The 19,995-nt window shown below is 62.8% G+C and carries 20 protein-coding genes; 9 read left to right on the top strand and 11 right to left on the bottom strand.

The features are described from left to right. Positions 1-912, bottom strand: a complete 912-nt coding sequence (locus tag ACR65W_RS14860) for a PRC-barrel domain-containing protein (RefSeq protein WP_434500485.1) — start codon at positions 910-912, stop codon at positions 1-3. Positions 913-1,330: 418 nt separating this feature from the next. Next, positions 1,331-1,852, bottom strand: coding sequence for an ABC transporter permease (locus ACR65W_RS14855; RefSeq protein ID WP_434500484.1), 522 nt, complete (start codon positions 1,850-1,852; stop codon positions 1,331-1,333). Positions 1,853-2,172: 320 nt separating this feature from the next. Here ACR65W_RS14855 and ppsA point away from each other — a divergent pair, with 320 nt between their 5' ends. The 7 genes from ppsA to ACR65W_RS14820 all read left to right on the top strand — a co-directional run bounded on the left by ppsA (position 2,173) and on the right by ACR65W_RS14820 (position 8,123). Next, a complete protein-coding gene (gene ppsA / locus ACR65W_RS14850; protein WP_434500499.1) occupies positions 2,173-4,635 on the top strand; it encodes a phosphoenolpyruvate synthase in 2,463 nt (820 codons plus the stop codon). Positions 4,636-4,739: 104 nt separating this feature from the next. Then, on the top strand, positions 4,740-5,810 hold the full coding sequence (locus ACR65W_RS14845; RefSeq protein WP_434500483.1) for a sodium:proton exchanger: 1,071 nt from the start codon (positions 4,740-4,742) through the stop codon (positions 5,808-5,810). A gap of 166 nt (positions 5,811-5,976) precedes the next feature. Further along, complete coding sequence (locus tag ACR65W_RS14840) at positions 5,977-6,471, top strand: cupin domain-containing protein (RefSeq protein WP_434500482.1); 495 nt, start codon at positions 5,977-5,979, stop codon at positions 6,469-6,471. Between the two features lie 244 nt (positions 6,472-6,715). After that, on the top strand, positions 6,716-6,871 hold the full coding sequence (locus ACR65W_RS14835) for a DUF3309 family protein (RefSeq protein WP_123177669.1): 156 nt from the start codon (positions 6,716-6,718) through the stop codon (positions 6,869-6,871). A gap of 48 nt (positions 6,872-6,919) precedes the next feature. Continuing rightward, positions 6,920-7,171 carry a hypothetical protein gene (locus tag ACR65W_RS14830; protein WP_434500481.1) on the top strand — a complete coding sequence of 84 codons (252 nt, stop codon included), beginning with the start codon at positions 6,920-6,922 and terminating at the stop codon, positions 7,169-7,171. 12 nt (positions 7,172-7,183) lie between these two features. After that, a complete protein-coding gene (locus ACR65W_RS14825; RefSeq protein WP_434500480.1) occupies positions 7,184-7,384 on the top strand; it encodes a hypothetical protein in 201 nt (66 codons plus the stop codon). Positions 7,385-7,580: 196 nt separating this feature from the next. Further along, positions 7,581-8,123, top strand: coding sequence for a DUF992 domain-containing protein (locus tag ACR65W_RS14820; RefSeq protein WP_434500479.1), 543 nt, complete (start codon positions 7,581-7,583; stop codon positions 8,121-8,123). Positions 8,124-8,189: 66 nt separating this feature from the next. Here the strand turns inward: ACR65W_RS14820 and ACR65W_RS14815 are convergent, their stop codons facing one another. The 3 genes from ACR65W_RS14815 to ACR65W_RS14805 all read right to left on the bottom strand — a co-directional run bounded on the left by ACR65W_RS14815 (position 8,190) and on the right by ACR65W_RS14805 (position 11,682). Next, positions 8,190-9,197, bottom strand: coding sequence for a DUF4331 family protein (locus ACR65W_RS14815; RefSeq protein ID WP_434500478.1), 1,008 nt, complete (start codon positions 9,195-9,197; stop codon positions 8,190-8,192). 110 nt (positions 9,198-9,307) lie between these two features. After that, positions 9,308-10,183 carry a 3-hydroxyisobutyrate dehydrogenase gene (mmsB, locus tag ACR65W_RS14810; protein ID WP_434500477.1) on the bottom strand — a complete coding sequence of 292 codons (876 nt, stop codon included), beginning with the start codon at positions 10,181-10,183 and terminating at the stop codon, positions 9,308-9,310. A 2-nt stretch (positions 10,184-10,185) separates the two neighbouring features. Further along, complete coding sequence (locus ACR65W_RS14805; RefSeq protein WP_434500476.1) at positions 10,186-11,682, bottom strand: CoA-acylating methylmalonate-semialdehyde dehydrogenase; 1,497 nt, start codon at positions 11,680-11,682, stop codon at positions 10,186-10,188. A 99-nt stretch (positions 11,683-11,781) separates the two neighbouring features. Here ACR65W_RS14805 and phhA point away from each other — a divergent pair, with 99 nt between their 5' ends. Continuing rightward, complete coding sequence (phhA, locus tag ACR65W_RS14800) at positions 11,782-12,660, top strand: phenylalanine 4-monooxygenase (RefSeq protein WP_434500475.1); 879 nt, start codon at positions 11,782-11,784, stop codon at positions 12,658-12,660. On the opposite strand, the gene ACR65W_RS14795 is transcribed toward phhA, so the two are convergent. Genes ACR65W_RS14795 through hppD form a run of 3 tightly spaced genes read right to left on the bottom strand, consistent with a single transcriptional unit; the run spans position 12,657 to position 16,075 of the window. Further along, positions 12,657-13,676 carry a fumarylacetoacetate hydrolase family protein gene (locus ACR65W_RS14795; RefSeq protein ID WP_434500474.1) on the bottom strand — a complete coding sequence of 340 codons (1,020 nt, stop codon included), beginning with the start codon at positions 13,674-13,676 and terminating at the stop codon, positions 12,657-12,659. The genes phhA and ACR65W_RS14795 overlap by 4 nt on opposite strands. Further along, positions 13,673-14,974, bottom strand: coding sequence for a homogentisate 1,2-dioxygenase (gene hmgA / locus ACR65W_RS14790; RefSeq protein WP_434500473.1), 1,302 nt, complete (start codon positions 14,972-14,974; stop codon positions 13,673-13,675). Before hmgA ends, ACR65W_RS14795 begins: the two co-directional genes overlap by 4 nt. A 3-nt stretch (positions 14,975-14,977) precedes the next feature. Continuing rightward, positions 14,978-16,075, bottom strand: a complete 1,098-nt coding sequence (gene hppD / locus ACR65W_RS14785) for a 4-hydroxyphenylpyruvate dioxygenase (protein WP_434500472.1) — start codon at positions 16,073-16,075, stop codon at positions 14,978-14,980. 71 nt (positions 16,076-16,146) lie between these two features. Here hppD and maiA point away from each other — a divergent pair, with 71 nt between their 5' ends. Continuing rightward, positions 16,147-16,776 carry a maleylacetoacetate isomerase gene (gene maiA / locus ACR65W_RS14780; protein ID WP_434500471.1) on the top strand — a complete coding sequence of 210 codons (630 nt, stop codon included), beginning with the start codon at positions 16,147-16,149 and terminating at the stop codon, positions 16,774-16,776. Between the two features lie 4 nt (positions 16,777-16,780). Here maiA and ACR65W_RS14775 read toward each other — a convergent pair whose 3' ends face one another. From ACR65W_RS14775 to pdhA, 3 genes are read right to left on the bottom strand one after another with little or no spacing between them, the layout of a single operon-like run. Beyond that, positions 16,781-17,881: a dihydrolipoamide acetyltransferase family protein gene (locus tag ACR65W_RS14775; protein ID WP_434500470.1), complete on the bottom strand. Its 1,101-nt coding sequence runs from the start codon at positions 17,879-17,881 to the stop codon at positions 16,781-16,783. Next, the gene (locus tag ACR65W_RS14770) at positions 17,878-18,858 is read right to left on the bottom strand and encodes an alpha-ketoacid dehydrogenase subunit beta (RefSeq protein WP_434500469.1); all 981 of its coding nucleotides are present in this window, start codon (positions 18,856-18,858) and stop codon (positions 17,878-17,880) included. The genes ACR65W_RS14775 and ACR65W_RS14770 overlap by 4 nt, the downstream gene beginning before the upstream one ends. Continuing rightward, entirely contained in the window at positions 18,851-19,960 is a 1,110-nt protein-coding gene (gene pdhA / locus ACR65W_RS14765; protein WP_434500468.1) for a pyruvate dehydrogenase (acetyl-transferring) E1 component subunit alpha, read from the bottom strand. Before pdhA ends, ACR65W_RS14770 begins: the two co-directional genes overlap by 8 nt. Positions 19,961-19,995 lie beyond the last annotated feature (35 nt).

Genomic DNA, 19,995 nt, shown 5'->3' with positions numbered 1-19,995 from the left:
TCAGTTCAGTCGGCTTTGCTCTTGATAGGGACGCAGATCGAATCGCTTATAGAGCGCTTCGAGTTCGGAACGCTGAACCCGCGTCGGCAGGCCGGTCTTGCTCGCGGGCTGGAACGCGTCCGGCGACGTAGCGCCTTGCACCGTCAGGCCCTTGTCTGAAGACCATGCCAACGCCTGAAGCGGGATGGGAATCCAAGTGTTTCCCTCGGACACGAGCACAAATGCGACCCTGCCGTTCTCAAGATCGAGCATCACATATTCGACTTCGCCGACAATTTCGCCGTCCTGCTTGCGGACCTTCGCTCCACGCAGTTCATCGGCGAGCGTTCGATCGGCTTGCTGCTTCTTGGAAAGGGAACCAGGAACGCGGTCAGGCCTAACGAGGAGATAGCGATCCGGAAGGCGTTCGCGGTTCGGGTCCGGAGGCACAACATAGCCATAAGGTGTCGGAACGCCGTATCGGCGGTAGCTCTCAGCGACACGATCGCGATTCATCCAATCTTTCAGTCGGTCGACAGTTACACGCGGACTGTCGTGAACGATCCTATCGTAGGCGTGTTCAATCTGAATGGGTCCTTGTGACCAGAATCGGAGCGCAAGCGCGCCAAACGGAATCAGCATGCGCTCCGCGCTCTCGCGTCCATCGCCCTCCGGCGACGCGATCGCGAAGACAGCGTCTCCGCTCGCGAAGTTAAGCATCACTGCTTCGACGCGGCCGACGCGCCGGCCGTCTCTACTGAGGAGCTCCTGATTTAAAAGACTCTGCGCCGAAGAGACCTTGATCCACGCGCGCTGGTTCTGGCTGGCTTCCCGCGCCTGTTGCTTCGTTGCGGGTATATTTTCGCCGAGCGCAACAGCGCCAAAGCTAAACGCCGCGAAAGCCACCAGGAAGATGCTTGGACTGCGCTTCATGAGACGATTCCCTCAGCCGATCTGGGGCCGGCGCCCTGAATGGGGCTAGCGTCAGCTGCACTTCAGCTCGAGCCGAGCGCCGAAGGGGAAATCCGGCGGAAGTCCACTTTGTTCCCAACTCGGCTCAAAGCAGCGCTGGCGGGGACCTGTGATGGAGCCGCGGATCGCAGGAATGGAGAGAGGGAAGCGTCGCGCCAAAGGCGCGCATTCCGGAGACATGAGGCAAGTCAAATGTTTAAAGGAATGGCGCCACGCGTGACGCGGGGCCATGGTCGAATGAAAAGCCGCAGTCCCGCCTGCGGCTTCATCAAAAACCACCGTTCGTCGCGCCGATTTGCTCGGCCCCTTGCGCGAAGCGCGTCAGGCCTCGGGCCGGATCAGCTTGCGCCGCGCGCGGCCTTGGACGGCTTCTGGGATTTCAGGCCGCAGGCTTCGCTTGTTCGGCGACCTTGACCGGAAGCTGCGTCCGAATCGCCTCGACGATCCTTTGAACGGAGGCGTCGGCCTCACTGGCGCGCTTCTCCGCCGCGACCGCCCGCTGCTCCATCGCCGCCAGTTCGGCCTGCCTCGCCGCGAGCTGCGACTGCACCCCATCGAGATCTTTCCGCGTCTGAATGAGGGCCGCGGAGAGTTCGGCGGCTTCCGACTCCGATTTGCGCAACGCGGCTTCGGCGCGATCGCCGCGATCTTCGGCGCGCTCCAGCTTCTCTCTCACCGCATTGGCGGCGCTATGCGCGCGCGCCACCGCCTGAGCGGACTGCTTTTCGAGCTCCTTGATCGCCGCGGCGGCCTGGGACACGAGGTCCAGCGCCGCCGTAGCGTCGTCAGTGGCGCGCAGCCGCTGACGGACAGGAAAGTTTGGCGCCGGCGGCGCCAGCGGCCTGTTGTCCCCTCTCGGGATGATTTCGTCCATCACCTGATCCAGATCCAGCGAATCCATTTGCGCCTCCCGCCTTCGCACGAACTGGGTTGGGCCAGCCGTCCAGTCAGATTCCTATTATGGCCCAGAATCCGGCCAAATCTCGACCATTAGGTCAAGTTTTAACCATAACCAGCAGGGTAAGCGTTTTTCCTAGGACAGATCGGCCTCCAGGGACCAATGCTTAAGCTAATAAGAGCGCCGATGCGACTGAAAACGTGCCTTGTTCACACAAATTCTGTGTAAGCGCTCAATATCACCGCGCAGCTGTAATAATTATGGCGCAATAGCCCCAGGACCTCACGCTCGCTCCCTTACCAAAAGAGCTCGTCATGAATAAAATGGCCGACTCCACCAACTCCAAAGAGACAAAGCCGGCGCATTCGGCCTCCGGGCAGTTTATTCGTTTTTTCAACGAGGTGGACATCGCCGACGTGCCGCTGGTGGGCGGCAAGAACGCCTCGCTTGGCGAAATGTACCGGGAGCTGACGGCCAAGGGCATCCTGGTGCCCAATGGCTTCGCCGTCACCGCCGAAGCCTATCGCTATACGCTCGATGCAGCGGGCGTCTGGACCGCGCTTAGAGAGGCGCTCGACGGATTGAACCCGTCTGACGTCGATGATCTCGCCAAGCGCGCCGCGCGCGCCCGCGACATCGTTTATGGCGCGCCGACGCCTCCGGATGTCGAAGCCGAAATTCGCAGCGCCCTAGCCCGCCTCACCGACGAATACGGAGCCGATTTGACGGTCGCCGTGCGCTCGTCGGCGACAGCGGAAGATTTGCCGAGCGCAAGTTTCGCCGGACAACATGACACCTATCTCAATGTGCGCGGCCCCGCCGCCGTTCTCGACGCGATCCGTCATTGCTTTGCGAGCCTGTTCACCGACCGCGCCATCCGCTATCGCATCGACAACGGATTCGATCACTTCAAAGTGTTCAACTCCGTCGGCGTGATGAAAATGGTGCGCTCGGATTTGGCGGCGTCCGGCGTCGTCTTCACGATCGACACCGAAAGCGGATTCGAGGACGTTGTCTTCCTCACCGGCGCCTACGGCCTCGGCGAAAACGTGGTGCAGGGCGCCGTCGACCCGGACGAATTCTACGTCTTCAAGCCCACCTATCGGCAGGGCAAGCGCGCTATTTTGAAGCGCGCGCTGGGGGCAAAAAAAATCAGGATGGTCTTTTCGGACCGGGGCCGGACGACGACGCGCAATATCCCCACCGACGCCAAGGAAAGAGAGAAATTCTGCATCTCCGACGAAGAGGCGCTGACGCTCGCCGGCCAGGCGATTGAGATCGAGGACCACTATAGCGCCAAAGCCGACGCGCGCCGCCCCATGGACATCGAATGGGCCAAGGATGGTCTCGACGGCCAGCTCTACATCGTTCAGGCCCGCCCGGAAACCGTCGCGTCCCGCCGCGACCGGAACATCGCTGAAATCTACAAGGTGACGAAGCACGGCGCGGTGAAAGTCGAAGGACGCGCAGTGGGCGCAAAGATCGCCAGCGGCAAGGCGCGCGTGATCGAGCGCGCCAGTGAGCTTTCAACATTCGTACCTGGCGAGATCCTCGTCGCCGATACGACGTCGCCAGACTGGGGCACGGTGATGAAATCGGCCGCCGCCATCGTGACGAACCGCGGCGGTCGCACATGCCATGCGGCGATCGTCGCGCGCGAACTTGGCATTCCGGCAATCGTCGGCACGGACGCGGCGACGCGGCTCATTCGCACCGGCGACATGATCTCGGTAAGCTGCGCCGAGGGCGACGTCGGAAAGGTCTACGACGGACCCATCGCCTTCGAGGTGGAGAGCGTCAATCTTTCAACTCTGACGACACCCGCCACGCATGTGATGATGAACGTCGGCAATCCCGATATCGCCTTCGGCCTTGCCGCACTGCCGAACGACGGCGTCGGCCTTGCGCGCATGGAGTTCATCATTGCGGATTCGATCAAGGCGCATCCGATGGCGCTCGTTCACCCGGAGCGGCTCGGAGCGCGTGAACGCGCCGAAATTGCGCGACTGACCGCCAATTATGTAAGCCCCAGCGAATTCTTCGTGAAGCGCTTGTCCGAAGGCGTCGGCACGATCGCAGCGGCGTTTTATCCAAAGCCTGTCGTCGTGCGCATGTCCGACTTCAAGAGCAATGAATATGCCTCATTGCTCGGTGGAGAGGTTTTCGAAACGCAGGAAGCCAATCCCATGATTGGCTTTCGCGGCGCGTCGCGCTATGCGCACCCTGCTTACCGGGAAGGTTTTGCGCTCGAATGCGCCGCGATGACCCGCGTGCGCGACGAGATGGGTCTGACCAACATCAAGCTGATGATTCCCTTCTGCCGCCGGATTGAAGAAGCGGAAAAGGTCATCTCGCTGATGCGCGAGCTCGGTCTCGAACGCGGCAAGAACGGGCTCGAGATCTACGTCATGTGCGAAATTCCAAACAACGTCATGCTTATCGATCAATTCTCCAAACATTTCGACGGTTTTTCGATCGGCTCGAACGATCTGACGCAACTGACTCTTGGCGTCGACCGCGACTCCGAAATCGTCGCCTTCGACTTCGACGAACGCGATGAAGGCGTCAAGGAGATCATTCGATTGGCGGTCGAGGGCGCGAAGCGAAACGGACGACACTGCGGGATCTGCGGCCAGGCGCCCTCGGATTATCCTGAAATCGCTGAGTTCCTCGTGCGCTTGGGAATCGACTCGATCAGCCTCAATCCCGACTCGGTTTTGCAGACCACAAGACGCATCGTCGACCTGGAGAAGCGTCTCGGTCGAGAGCCGAGACAGATGGATTGACCGGCCCAGCGCGTCTTCAGATTCATTGAGATTGCAGTCACGCTCCGGCGTCCGCGCAAGGCGTCGATCGACTGTGGCGCGCGTCGCCGAATAAAGGAAAGCAAATGAGCGCAGCCGCCAACCGGAAAGTCCTCGCGACGATGGCTCCAGCGGCCGGACTTGTGGGAGTCGCCGCGGCTCTGCATTTCACCGAAGCCGGACCCATCGTAAACTTCATCGCCTCGGCATTGGCCCTGGCGAGCGTCGCGCATGTGATTGGCGAAGCCACCGATCAGCTTGGCAATCACCTCTCGCCGGCGGCGACGGGCATTGTTCAGTCGGCGGTCGGCAATCTCCCAGAACTGTTCGTCTGCATCTTCGCGCTCCGGGCCGGGCTGCTGACCGTCGTGCAGGCTTCGCTGATCGGCTCCATTCTGTCGAACGCGCTTCTTGTCCTGGGCCTCGCTTTTATCAGCGGCGGGTGGAGGGTCGGCGTCCTTCACTTCGAAAGTCAGACCCCGCGAATGATCGCGACGCTGCTTCTGCTGGCGGTGTCGGCGCTGGTGTTGCCGACGCTCGCTCAGGAGCTGCATCTGCCGAGCGGCGCGCATGAGCAGGAACTCGCCGTCGTCTGCGCGGTCGTGCTTCTTTTCGTTTTTGTTGTGCTCACCCATGCGATGCTCAGTCAGGGGCAGCGCGCGCTGCCGGCTGAGACCCATGCGCGCGCGCATGCATGGTCGCTCGGCGTCGCGATCGGCGTTCTCGCGGCGTGCGGCGGCGCCGCCGCCTTCGTCTCCGACTGGTTTGTCGACGCGCTCGGTCCAGCGATCGAAACGCTGGGCGTCAGCGAAGCCTTCTCGGGCCTCGTGATCGTCGCCATCGCCGGCAACGCCGTCGAAAACGTCGTTGGAATTCGGCTCGCGGCTCAGGGCAAGGCCGATCTCGCGGTCAGCGTTATTCTGAACTCGGCGCTTCAGGTCGCCGTCGCGCTTATTCCGATTCTGGTGCTCGTCAGCTTTGCGATGGGCGGCGCGGCGACGTTCACGCTCGCCATTCCGCCGATTCTTGCGGCGGCCCTGTTTCTTTCAGTGCTGGTGGTCACTGTGGTCACCGTCGACGGCCGCGCAGACATGGTCGACGGGGCGGCGCTTGTTGGTCTTTACGTCATTATCGCGGCGATCTTCTGGTGGGGTTAGCCCGTCCCTGGCGACAACGTGACCTCTTCTCAATTCTACGCTTTTTCCGGCCGTGAAGGGATGAGCGCAGTCGCTCTCGCCCTATATCTCTCGCCCTGAAGGCGCCGCGGAGCCGACGCGGCCTAGCGTCGTGCGGGAAGGCAGATCGCGGCGGTGGGAGGGACTCATGAAAGCAAGAATAGCGATCCTCGTCGCTGGCGTCCTCGCCTGCGGCGGAGTGGCCCAGGGCGGCGCAGTCGAAGCGCATCGCGTATTTCTTCCGCAGAACATGAAATGGGAGCTGGCGCCGAGCTCGCTGCCGGGCGGCGCCGAAATGGCGGTGCTGTACGGGGATCCAAGCCGAGAAGGCGACTTCGTCGTCAGGATCAAAGCGCCGAAAGGCTACCGGCTTCCGCCGCATACGCATCCAAAGGTGGAACTTGTGACGATCATCTCCGGCGCATTCAGTTTCGGTCGAGGGCAGGCGGCCGACCGCGCCACGGTCGAAAAACTACCGGCGGGAAGCTTCATTTCAATGCCTGCCGGCGTGCTGCATTATGTTTTCGTCGACGAGGACTCAGTGCTCCAGATCAATGCAACCGGTCCTTGGCAGATCGACTATTACGATCCGAAAGACGACCCGCGGCTGAATATTGCGCCTGCGGGAGCGCCTATGCGCTAAGCGGAAAACGCTTCAAAGAAAACGGCTCGCGCCTTTACATCCGAGGTCGCGAGCCGTTCCGTGTAGGGCTACCGCTGGCAGCGGCCGCCTCTCGGTGAAAACCTAGGCCCAGCGCAACTGAAAGCAAGCCCGGCCGTTGCGCCGTTGTCCGCGCCCAGAGCTCGCGAGGAACATTATTCGAGCGTGAGAGTTGCGCTTTGAAACTGTCGCGCAAGTGGCGCGCGCGGACAAGCGGAGTTCAGCCATGCTCTCGACCGTCCTCATCGTCGTTCTGCTGTTGTTGCTTATCGGCGCCCTGCCGACTTGGCCCTATAGCTCTCAATGGGGATATGGCCCCGGCGGCATTGTCGGCGCCCTGCTCGCAATCGTGCTCGTGATGGCGCTCATCGGCAGGCTGTAGCCATTCGGAGCCGGCGCGGCGTAGCGATGGCTTGCGCGGGGTTGCGCAATGACCGAGACGAGAACGGCGCCATTTGAGCGCAGTCGGCGGGTTTATTTGCTGGGAATATACCTTACGTCTCGAGACGGCCGACAACTCGCCGGCGATGTCATCGCGCGCATTGATCAGCGCGACTATCGCATTGCGCACGCTGATGCGAAGGCTCAACTCGCCGCGACGCAAGCGACCGCGAAGAATCTCGAGGCGCAAATCGCTGCGCAGCACGCGCAGATCAGCGCTTCGATTCCATCCAATATCTAGTTTCAGGAGGCGTTGCGGCGCGCCACTGAACATTTTCTCGCGCTCGGCGGAACGGCGTCGGAGGCGCGGCGGCAGGTGCAAACGCAGGCGTCCCATCTTGCCTATATCGATGTTTTCCACGCCCTGACGCTCGTCGCAGCGACGATCATCCCGCTCGCCTGGTGTTTGCGCCGCGTCCGGCTCGGCGCTTCGAACTCCGCGCCAGCGCATTGAGCCGTGCTCGACTGGCTTCTCGGCGCCGGATCGCTCCGGCGCGAAGCCGCGCCCCGTTCGGCTCGGGCGCGATCCGCTGTGCGCAAATATTCTTGTGACTGCCCAAGGGATTCCCGGCGGGGTTACTTTTTGTATTTTTCGCCATTAAAGTCCCGCCGCGCGGCTAAGTTCCGCACCCATCGATTGGAGTTCGATAATGTCTCATTCCTCGCTCGGCCGCGCGATTTGCGCGATGTCTTTCATCGCGCTGTCGTCCAGCGTCGCCACGGCTCAATCCGTGCAAGTCGGCACCCTTCTCTGCCATGTCTCCGGCGGCGTCGGCATGATCATCATGGAGAATCAGGCGCTCGACTGCGTGTACACGGACGCTAAAGGCAGCCCGCCCCAGCATTACATCGGCAGGCTGACCAATGTCGGCGCCAATATCGGCATCAGCGGTCCGGGTCAGATGATTTGGACGGTTCTCGCGGCCACGAACAGCGTGGAGCCTGGCGCGCTAGCCGGAGACTATGTCGGCGCGGAAGGGTCGGTCGCAGTCGGCGCCGGCGCCGGCGGCGCGGTCCTTGTTGGCGGCTCGAACAAGACCATCTCGCTGCAGCCCGTGTCCGTCTCCCTTGGCACCGGCCTCAATGTTTCCGCCGGCATCGGCAATGTCAGCCTGCAATATATGCCGGTGACCCCCCCGCCGCCGCCGCCCGCGCCGGCCGCCAAGCCGAAGAAAACCCGCGCGCATCGGTAATCTCCGACGACGCAACGAACCGCAAACGGGCGCGCCGCAAGCGCGCCCGTTTTTCTGCGCCGCCGATTATTTCGAGTGCGGCGTCCCGAGGTAGGGGAACTCCACCAGAGTGTCGGTGTGCGGCTGCAGCCCATCCGGCGGGATGTCGCCCTTCGAGAGAAACGACAGCCGAAAATTGATGACGTCGTCGGCGAAGGTGCGGCCATTGGGATAGCCCGCGGGCTTAGTGGGATCGAAGCTCAGCATATCGGGCAGGATGCCATGCGCGTCGATGGCCGTGATTGCTTCATCCCTCGTGTAGTCGCCGGTATGGCCCATCAGATGGATGAACAGCTCGAGCCAGCGCTCCCGATCGTTCACCGGTTCGCTGGCGTTATATTCTTCCTTTGTTTCGTCGGTATTGAAGAAGCTGCTGACCGACGGATGGCCGGCGCGATCGGCATGAATCAGCTTGCCGTCCTCACGCACGCTGCACCGCCCCCAGATTCTGACCGCCGGATTGCCGCCGAGAGCGCTCGTCGGCATCTCGACGACCGTCGAAAGCACATTGGCTTCGGTGTTTGAATCCTTGCCCGTCCAGGGAGACTTGCCGCCCAGATGCGGCGCCGTGAAATTTCTGCCGCCGGACGTGTCGTACAGCGCCAGAATGCCGTCGTAATCGAAAAAGAACGCGTCGCTGCGAACGCCTGTAAAGAAGGTGAAATCGCCTGATCGCACGATGTTCGGCTTGGGCCCGAAGGAGACTTCGGCGCCAGAGACGATCTTCTCGCCTACGGCTTGGGGAGAATGCGACTCTGCCCCGCGCGCCAGGTAAACGTCGAAGGTCTGCTTGCCGTTCTGCTTGGGCGAAAACACATAGCTGATCGCAATGTCCGTCAGGCAATCGCCGTCATTGTCGATGTTGAGCCGGTAGATGGCGTCGGGATGAAATTCATCGCAAGCGGGATTGGCGTTGAGGATGATCGCCGACCGAGTCGGATCGCTTGGAGACTGGAAGGCATAGAGATCGCAGAGATCCAACCTTTGATCGCCAAGCGGCGGGCCGAGACTGAGGCCGGTAAAATGATTCGACACGTGTCGCCTCCGTTAAAAAGGTCGAGAGAATGTGCGGCTGATCTGTTTTGAGCGCCTGCCGGCGCACGCTATGTCGTGTTTGTTTCAACATCAAGATTGTTTGAAATTGTTTATTCGCCGCGAATGAGTCTGATGATGCTCGAAAAATCGGCGCCGCCCTGGCCCGCAGCCTGATGCAGCGCGTAGAGCTGCGTCGCCGCGGCCCCGAGCGGCGAGGCCGCGCCAACCTGCGCGGCGGCTTCCTGCGCGAGTCGCAAATCTTTCAGCATCAGGGCGGTCATGAAGCCCGGCCTGTAGTCATTGTTCGCAGGCGAAGCAGGCGTCATCTCCGGCACTGGGCAATAGGTGGTGAGCGACCAGGATTGGCCCGAGGAGATCGACGCCGCGTCGAACAGCGCCCTGTGCGAGAGGCCGAGCTTTTCGGCGAGCACGAAGGCCTCCGCAGTCGCGATCATCGTGGCGCCGAGCATGAGATTGTTGCAGATTTTCGCCGCCTGCCCCATGCCGGTGCCGCCGCAATGAAGCACATGCGCGCCCATATGTTCGAGGAGCGGCTTCGCCGCCGCGAACGCCTCCTGCTCGCCGCCGCACATGAAGGTCAGCGTCGCCGCTTTCGCGCCGGCGACGCCGCCCGACACCGGCGCGTCGACCGAGCGCGCGCCGCTCTCCTGCGCGAGTCGATGCGCGGCGCGTGCGCTTTCGACGTCGATCGTGGAGCAGTCGATGAGAAGCTTGCCGCGCGCGTCGGGGACGATTTCATGCCAGACGGCAAGCGTCTGATCGCCGCTTTGCAGCATGGTGATCGCAACGTCAGCGCCGTCGATCGCATCGCGCAAGGTATTGGCGGCGGCGACGCCCTCCTGGGCGGCGGCTTCGACCAGCGAGGCGTTGAGATCGAATCCTCGCGTCTCAACGCCGGCGCGCGCCAGCGCCGCCGCCATCGGACGGCCCATGTTGCCCAGACCGATGAAGGCCGCTCGCATCATGGCTACGACAAGGTCGGCATGACGAAACTCGCGCCGGTCCTGACGCCGCCCGGCCAGCGCGATGCGACCGTCTTCGTCTTTGTATAGAAGCGAATCGCGTCCGGCCCATGCTGATTGAGATCGCCGAACATCGAGCGCTTCCAACCGCCGAAGGTGTAATAGGCCAGCGGCGTCGGGATCGGCACATTGACGCCGACCATGCCGACTTCGACGCGCGATGCGAATTCGCGCGCCGCGTCGCCGTCGCGGGTATAGATCGCGACGCCATTGCCATATTCGTGATCATTGGCCAGCGACAGCGCCTCGTCGAAGCCGCGCGCGCGCACGACGCAGAGCACCGGACCGAAGATTTCCTCCTTGTAGATCCGCATCTCCGGCCGCACCTCGTCAAACAGACATCCGGCCATGTAGAAGCCGTTCTCATAGCCTTGCATTTTGAAGCCGCGTCCGTCGACACGGAGTTTGGCGCCCTCCCCGACGCCAAGCGCGACGTAATCCTTGACCCGCTCCAGATGCGCGCGGGTGATCAGCGGACCGAAATCGGCTGAAGGATCGGTCGAAGGCCCGACGCGCAGATTTTCAACCCGCGGCTCAAGCCGCGCGACCAGCGCGTCGGCGGTTTCTTTCCCGACCGGCACGGCGACCGAGATCGCCATGCACCGCTCGCCGCCCGACCCATAGGCGGCGCCGACCAGGGCGTCGACCGCCTGATCCATGTCGGCGTCAGGCATGATCACCATGTGGTTTTTCGCGCCGCCGAAACACTGCATGCGTTTTCCGTGGGCGGCGCCATGCGAGTAGACATATTCGGCGACCGGCGTCGAACCGACGAAGCCGATGGCCTTGACGTCAGGGTCTTCGAGCAGCGCGTCGACCGCTTCCTTGTCGCCGTTGACGACATTGAGCACGCCGGGCGGCAGGCCGGCTTCGAGCATCAGTTCGGCCAGAAACAAGGGCGCGCCGGGATCGCGTTCGGAGGGCTTCAGAATGAAGGAATTGCCGCAGGCGATCGCCGGGGCGAATTTCCACATCGGAATCATCACCGGAAAATTGAAAGGCGTAATGCCGGCGACGACGCCGAGCGGCTGGCGCATCGAATAGACGTCGAGGCCGGCCGCCGCGGAATCGGTAAACTCGCCCTTCATCACATGCGGAACGCCGATGCAAAATTCCGCGACCTCGACGCCGCGCTGGATCTCGCCCCGCGCATCGGCGAGCGTCTTTCCGTGCTCGCGCGCGAGAATCGCCGCAAGCCTCTCCTTCTCGCGCCCGACGAGATCGACGAATTTCATCAGCACGCGGGCTCTGCGCTGCGGATTGACCGCCGCCCATTCTCGCTGCGCCGCGGCGGCGTCGACGATCGCCTCACGCACCTCGTCGCGGCTGGCGAGCGGCACGCGCGAGATCGCCGCGCCCGTCATCGGCTCATAGGCCTCACTGAAACGGCCGGACTTTCCCTTGACCCGGCGCCCGCCGATAAAATGCGAAAGCTCTTCCATGTTCGCTCATCTAAGGCGCGTCCGGCCGATGTCATCTCGCAAGACGGGATCGCGCGCCTATATGTTGGAGAGAGACGCCTTCCACGACGGACACCCGCGATGGGACTGCAGCTCACGAGCGAAAGCAAGAATCGATACGCGCAGGCGCCGCGACAGGCGGACTGGACGATAGACCAGAATTGGGCCTCCTACAGCGACGAGGAGCACGATCGCTGGAACAGGCTGTTCGCCCGCCAGGCGAAGCTCTTGCCCGGCCGGGCCTGCGACGAGTTCCTGGAGGCGAAGCAACAGCTCGAACTGTCGCGCTCCGGCATCCCGGATTTCGCCGATCTGAGCCGCCGACTGGGGGCGATGACCGGCTGGAGCGTCGTTCCGGTGGCCGGGCTGATTCCCGATGACGCCTTCTTCGATCATCTCGCCAATCGGCGCTTTCCGGCCGGCGCGTTCATTCGCCCGGAGGCGGAGCTTGAATATCTGCAGGAGCCCGACGTTTTCCACGACGTCTTCGGCCATGTTCCGCTCCTCGCCAATCCGACCTATGCGCGCTTTCTCCAAGCCTATGGCGAGGGCGGCCGACGCGCGCTCGCGCGCGGGCAGCTTCACAATCTCGCGCGGCTCTACTGGTACACGATCGAGTTCGGCCTGATCGAGACGGCGAAAGGGCTGCGCATTTTTGGGGCTGGGATCATGTCCTCGCCTTCGGAGACGATCTTTTCGCTGGAAGACTCGTCGCCAAACCGCGTCGCCTTCGACCTCGAACGCGTCATGCGAACGAATTACATCATCAGCGATTTCCAGCAGACGTACTTCGTCATCGAAAGCTTCGAGAAGCTTCTCGCCGACGGCTACCAGGATTTTGATCCGATCTATGATCGGCTGCGCGACGCTTCCGACCTCGCGGCGCATGAGCTGGCGCCGGGAGACCGCATCATTTCGCGCGGAGATTTCCATTATTTCCGCGCCAAACGAAGCGCTTAAGGCCGAGGCCCTGAGTTGGCCACCTGTTGCTCTATGGCGCCGAAAATCGAGCGCCCGTCAGCGGCGCGCATCTCGATGCGCACCACATCGCCAGCCTTCAGGAACGGCGTGCGCGGCGCGCCCTCGATGAGTTTCTCGACCACGCGCTGCTCGGCGATGCAGGAGTAGCCATCTCCGCCCTGCGCGATCGGTCTGCCAGGACCGCCGTCGGCGTCCCGGTTGGAGATGGTGCCGGAACCGATGATCGTTCCGGCGCTAAGCGCGCGCGTGCGCGCCGCATGTGCGATGAGGCGCGGAAAGTCGAAGGTCATATCCTTTCCGGCGTCCGGCCGGCCGAGCGGCGCGCCATTGACGAAGGACAGAAGCGGCAGCGACAGCCGTCCGCCGTCCCAAGCGTCGCCAAGCTCGTCAGGCGTCACGGCGACCGGAGAAAAGGCCGAAGCGGGCTTGGACTGGAAAAAGCCAAAACCTTTCGCGAGCTCTGGAGGGACCAGCCCGCGCAGGGTTACGTCATTGACCAGCATGACGAGCTTGATGTGGTCGCGCGCCTCATTTGGCGTCACGCCCATCGGCACATCATCCGTGACGATGGCGACTTCCGCTTCGAGATCGAGGTCGTACCCCTCATCCAGCAAGGGAATGGCGTCTCGCGGGCCAAGGAAGACGTCGGAGCCTCCCTGATACATCAGCGGGTCGCTCCAAAAGCTCTCCGGCATTTCGGCGCCGCGGGACTTGCGAACAAGCGCGACGTGATTGACGTATGCCGAGCCGTCCGCCCACTGATAGGCGCGCGGCAGCGGCGAGGCGCAATCCTGCTCGCGAAAGGGAAAGCTCTCGCGAAGTCCGCATTCGAGCCGCGCCGCCAGCGCCCGCAGCTCCGGCGCGACGGCGTCCCAGTCTTCAATCGCCGACTGAAGAGTGGGCGCGACGAAGCCCGCCGCGACAGCCCGCGTGAGATCGCGCGAGACGAGGATGAGGGCGCCGTCCCGCCGGCTCTTCAGGGATGCGAGCTTCACGGTCCATTGCCGGTGAAATAACGGCGCAGGCCCGACCAGCACTCCGCGTAATCCTGCTGCAGGGTTTCAAGCGACATGGCGAAAGAGGTCGGATAGAGCGGCAGTCGAGACTCGAACATGAAGGCGAGAGCGTCGTCGATCTTCGCCGGACCAAGGTCCGCCTCAGAGGCCTGTTCGAAAGCCTCCGCGTCCGGACCATGCGGCAACATGGCGTTGTGCAGCGACATGCCGCCGGGCTCGAAGCCGGACGGCTTCGCGTCGTAGCGTCCGTAAATCAAACCCATGAACTCGCTCATAATGTTCAAATGATACCAGGGAGGCCGGAACGTATGTTCCGCGACTTGCCAACGCGGCGGAAAAATCGCGAAGTCGACGTTGCCCACGCCGGTTTCGTCTGAAGGAGAGGTCAGCACCGTAAAAATTGATGGATCGGGATGATCGAAGAGCAAGGCGCCGACCGGACAGAATTTGCGCAGATCATATTTATAGGGCGCGTAATTTCCATGCCAGGCGACGACGTCGAGCGGCGAATAATCGAGGTCACAGCGATAGAAGCGGCCGCCCCATTTGACGCGGAGGCGGCAAGGCTTTTCCGTGTCTTCGAACGCGGCGGTCGGCGAAAAGAAGTCGCGCGAATTGGCGAGTCCATTCGCGCCGATGACGCCGCGATAAGGCAATGTGAACGGCGCGCCATAGTTTTCGCAGACATAGCCGCGAGACGGGCCCGCCGAGAGTTCAACCCGAAATTTCACGCCGCGCGGAACGACGCATATCTCACCGGGAGAGCACTCGATGAGGCCGAACTCCGTGAAGAAGCGCAGGTCGCCGAGCTGCGGGACAATCAGCAATTCGCCGTCGGCGTCGTAGAAATAGTCGTCGGACATCGACTGTCCGGCGAGATAGACATGCGCCGCCATGCCGACTCTCAGGCTGCAATCGCCCGCCGTCACAATGGTGCGAATTCCTTCGATGAAGGAGCCTGCATCGTCTGGGACGTCGCTTGCGTCCCAGCGCAGCTGCCCGAGCGGCGCGTCGACATCGCGGCAGGGCGCGGTTTTCCAGTGGCTCTGCTCGATGTCCTTGGGGTTGCGGACGTGCAGGACGGAAGGTCGTATGCGGTAGAGCCAGGAGCGCCGGTTGAGATGGTTCGGCGCGGTGAAGGCGGAGCCGGACAATTGTTCGGCGTAAAGGCCGTAAGGGCATTGCTGCGGCGAGTTCTGGCCCATCGGCAACGCGCCCGGCAGAGCTTCGCTCTCAAAATCGTTGCCGAAGCCGTGCAAATAGCGCGTGGGGGACATTGCCTAGCCTGCCGCCCGGTTCAAAACGCCGCGTCGGATCTGATCCTCTTCGATCGATTCAAATAGCGCCCGGAAATTTCCTTCGCCGAAACCTTCATCGCCCTTGCGCTGAATGAATTCGAAGAAAATAGGTCCAATGACCGTCTTGGAGAAAATCTGCAGCAACAGACGACGCGCGCCCGTCGTCAGGCCGTCGATCAGAATGCCAAGCTCCTTGAGCCGCTGCGTCGGCTCTCCGTGCCCCGGCAGCCTTTGCTCGAGGGCTTCGTAATAGGCGTCCGGCGGCGCCGGCATGAAATCGAGCCCGTTGTTGCGCATCGCGACGACGGTCTCGTAAATATCCCGGCACGCGCAGGCGATGTGCTGAATCCCTTCGCCCCTGTAGGCGTCCAAGAATTCCTCAATCTGGCTTTTTTCGTCGGCGCTTTCGTTGATCGGGATGCGAATCTTGCCGCAGGGGCTCGTCATGGCGCGAGAGCGCAAGCCTGTCATCTTGCCTTCGATGTCGAAGTAGCGAATCTCACGAAAATTGAAGATGCGCTCATACCATGCCGCAAGCGCGTCCATGCGGCCGCGCCGAACATTGTGAGTCAGATGGTCGATATTGGTCAGCCCCACGCCTGGGGGATTCGGATCGCGCTCTCCTATCCACCGGAAGTCGATGTCCCAGATCGAACCCTGATCGCCATATCGGTCGACAAGATAGATGAGCGAACCTCCGACCCCCTCGATGGCGGGAATGTTCAGCTCCATCGGGCCAACGCCGAAGGCGACAGGCTTGGCGCCCAGAGAAACGGCGCGGCGCATCGCTTTTGCGGCGTCGACGACGCGGAAGCCGATGCAGCAAACCGACGGCCCGTGCGCTTTCTGGAATTCGGCGGCGAAGCTGTGAGGCTCCGCGTTCAGCACATAATTCACTTCCCCCTGCCGATACAGCGTCACGTCCTTGGAGCGATGACGCGCGACGGCGACGAAGCCCATCTTCTCGAACAGCGAGGCGAGTTGCGCGGGATCTGGATGAGCGAATTCGACAAATTCGAATCCGTCTGTTCCCATCGGGTTTTCGGCGGGCGTTCCAGCGCCGCCAAGCGTCGAGTCCATGAGCAGGCCCTATATACAGCTTTGGCTGACCTGCTATTTAAATATTGCGTTCCCGATCCGGTTAAAGGCCCATGATCCTTTACGACTATTATCGCTCGTCAGCCGCCTATCGCGTGCGGATCGCCATCGCGCTCAAAGGGCTCGTCGTGGAACGCCGCCGGGTCCATCTCTTGCGCGGCGAACAGCGTGATCCCGGCTATCGCGCCAAAAGCCCGTTGGCCATCGTGCCGACCCTCCAACTTGATGACGGTCGGCTCATTACCCAGTCACTGGCGATCATCGAATATCTCGAAGCGCTGAAGCCTGAGCCGCCGCTCTTGCCAAGAGACGCCGTTCTGGCGGCGCAGGCGCGGGCTGCGGCGTTGACGATCGCCTGCGAGATTCATCCGCTCGCCAATCTGCGGGTGATCGAGGCGCTGCAAGGGGAATTCGGCGCGAGGGACGATCAGATCGCCGCTTGGCGCAAGCGCTGGATCGCAGAGGGTCTGACAGCGGTCGAGGCGCTCATCGCGCCTGGCCCCTTCGCCTTTGGCGCAGCGCCTTCGCTCGCTGACATTTGCCTCGTTCCGCAGGTCTATAACGCGCGACGCTTCGACGTTTCACTCGACGCCTGCCCGCGCATCCTTGCCGTCGAGGCGGCGTGCGCCGCGCACCCTGCTTTCATGCAAGCGCGTCCAGAGGCGCAGCCGGACGCCGAATGAGATTTTAGGACGCGAGCGTCAGATCGGCGATCACAGCCCCCAGGAAGCGGCCTGCTTCGCCGCCGGTGACGACGCGGTGATCGAAGGTCAGGCTTAGCGGCAGTATACGATGCACGGCGGGCGCGCCGTCAACGGCGACCACCTCGTCTCTGATCCGGCCGGCGCCGAGGATCGCGACCGTGGGCGGCAGCACAATCGGGGCGGCGTAGCGCCCGGCGATCATGCCGAAGTTCGAAAGCGTAATGGTCGCGCCGCGCAACTCCTCGGGCGGGATTCGCCGCGCCGCAGCGTCCTGCCGCAGGCGGTCCAGACCCTTGCGCAAGTCCTGCGCCTCACGATTGCCGACGTCGCGCAAGACAGGCACGAACAGGCCCTCTTCCGACAGATCCACGGCGACGCCAAGGTCGATCTTCTTCATCACGCGACGCGCGAAGGCGTGAGGCTCGAACCAGGCGTTGAGCGCAGGCTCCGCCTTGCAGGCCTGGGCAAGAGCGCGGATCAGGCGGATGGTCGTATCGGCTCCTGAAGCCCACGCGTGGATGTCTGCGTCGTCGACGATCGTGGCCGCCGCGACTTCCGCCTGCGCCTGCGCCATGTTGTGGGCCATGGCGCGGCGCACACCCCGCAGCGGCTCGGCGGCTTCCGTCTCGCTCAGAATGCGCGCGACGCGCTCGATGTCCTGCGTCGTAATCAACCCGTCCGCGCCGGAGGGCGTCACCATGGCGAGATCGACGTTAAGCTTTCGCGCGAGCGCTCTTACCGCAGGCGTCGCCCGCACCGCTCCGCCGACGTGGCCGACTGAGATCGGCTGGTCGCGGACGACGCCGGACCCCTGCTGAACAGCGCCGACCACTGACCCCGTGTCCTCTCCCGCGCCCTCGAAACCCACCAGCGGCGCGCCGATGCGGATCACGTCACCCGCGGAGGCGAACAGCCGCTCGATGCGGCCTCCCTGTGGCGATGGGATTTCGACGACCGCCTTGGCGGTTTCAACCGCCACGAGCGGCTGATCGACTTTAACGTCCTCGCCGGCGGCGACGCGCCATTCGACGAGTTCGGCCTCCTGCAACCCCTCTCCGAGATCGGGAAGACGAAAGATGTTCATGACGCCTCCATCACTTGCCGAACGCCGTCGACGATGCGGTCCACGCTTGGAATATATTGCTTCTCCAGCTTCGCCAGCGGCACGACCACGTCATAGCCGGTGACCCGCTTGATGGGCGCCAACAGCGAGTAAAGCGCGCGCTCAGCGAGTTCGGCGGCGACCTCGGCGCCAAAGCCCGCCGTGCGCGGCGCCTCGTGAACGATGACGCAGCGTCCGGTCTTTTCGACGGAGCGCAGGATCGTTTCCACGTCGAGAGGCTTCAAGGTCGCGACGTCGATCACTTCGATCATAACGCCCTCTTCTTCGAGCTTTTCGGCGGCGGCGAGCGTTTCGGGCACCATCGCGCCCCAGGTGACGACCGTCGCGTCGGCGCCTTCGCGCAGGATGAAACAAGCGTCGAGCGGCAGCTCCACGCCGTCGTCCTCGACCTCCTGACGGAAGAGACGATAGAGGCGCGTGGGCTCGAGAAAGATCACCGGATCGGGATCGCGCACAGACGCCAGAAGCAGCCCATAGGCTCGGGCGGGGGATGACGGCGCGACGACGCGAAGCCCCGGCATGTGCGCGAACATCGCCTCTGGACTTTCGGAATGATGCTCGGGCGCGTGAATGCCGGCGCCGCAAGGCGAGCGAAGCACCATTGGACAGGTCAGCCGCCCGCGCGTGCGATTGCGCATACGAGACGCGTGATTGATGATCTGGTCGATCGTCGGATAAATGAACCCGGAAAACTGGATTTCGGCGACAGGCTTCAGCCCCATCGCCGCCATGCCGACCGCAACGCCGGCGATGCCCCCTTCCGCCAAGGGCGTGTCGATGACGCGCTCGCGACCGAAGCGCGCCTGCAAGCCGTTCGTGGCGCGGAACACGCCGCCATTGACGCCGATGTCCTCGCCAAGCAGGAGGACATCCTTGTCTTCGCTCATTGCGCGCGCGAGCGCGAGATTGACCGCTTCGACAAGAGTGATTTCAGCCATGACCGTTTCCGTTGCCATTTGCGCTGCGCTGGGCAAATCGGCGCGCTTCCTCGCGTTGCCACTGCAGGGTATCCGGGAGCTTTGCGTAGAGATGCTCGAACATGGCGTCGCAGTTCAGCGGCGAGGCGTGCAAATAGGCCGCAACCTCGCGATCGACCTCTTCCGCACATTCTTTATGAAGCTCCGCCTCCTGCTCTTTCGACCAGGCGCCTTCGCTCACGAGGTAGGCGCGTAGCCGAGCGATCGGCTCGCGCGTCCACTGCGCGCGCACGACTTCGGGATCGCGATAGCGCGATGCGTCGTCGGCGGTGGTGTGATCTCCAAGGCGATAGGTGAGCGCTTCGATCAGCGTCGGTCCGCCGCCCGATCGCGCCTTGTCGATCGCCCGGCGCACCACTTCGTGAACCGCAATGACGTCATTGCCGTCGACCTGGCGCCCCTCGACGCCGGCGGCGACACCCTTTTGCGCGAGAGTCTCCGCCGCGCTCTCAAGTTCCCGCGGGGTCGATATCGCCCAGCCATTATTATTGATGATGAACACGACAGGCGTTTTCCAAACTCCCGCCATGTTCAACGCTTCGTAAAAAGCGCCATTGGAGGTGCCGCCGTCGCCGATGAACGTGACGACGACGCGATCCTCCTTCCGCGCCATCAACGCATAAGCCGCGCCGACCGCCTGCGGGGCCTGCGTGGCGACGGGGACGCAGTTTGGGAAGTCGCTTCGCGCATTTTTGAAGTCGCTGCCGCGCTCGTCGCCGCCCCAATAGAGCAGACATTCGGACATCGCCATGCCGCGATAGAATTGCGCCGCATGATCTCGATAGGACGGCACAAGCACGTCGCGTTCTTCCATCGCCGCGGCCGCCCCGACGCCGATCGCTTCCTGGCCGAGCGCCGACGCGAAGGTGCCCAGCTGACCGGTGCGTTGAAGACTGATCGCCTTGTTGTCGAAGATTCTGGTTCGCGTCATCGCGCGATAGAATCTGACCAGTCGCTCGATGTCCTTCGCCGACTTGCTGGCCGCCTTGCTGATCTCGCCGCTCGGCGACAACAGCTGAACAAGATCCATGTGGAGATCGAAGCCCATCTCAATGTTTCCCATCGCCCCGCTCCTGATGAGCGAAGTAGCGCGGCGAT

Origin of the sequence: Methylocystis sp. (assembly GCF_051062815.1) — a bacterium.
In the GTDB taxonomy this organism is placed as follows: domain Bacteria; phylum Pseudomonadota; class Alphaproteobacteria; order Rhizobiales; family Beijerinckiaceae; genus Methylocystis.
The sequence above is the reverse complement of the archived record's forward strand: the minus strand, read 5'-3'. Positions and strand labels throughout refer to the sequence as shown.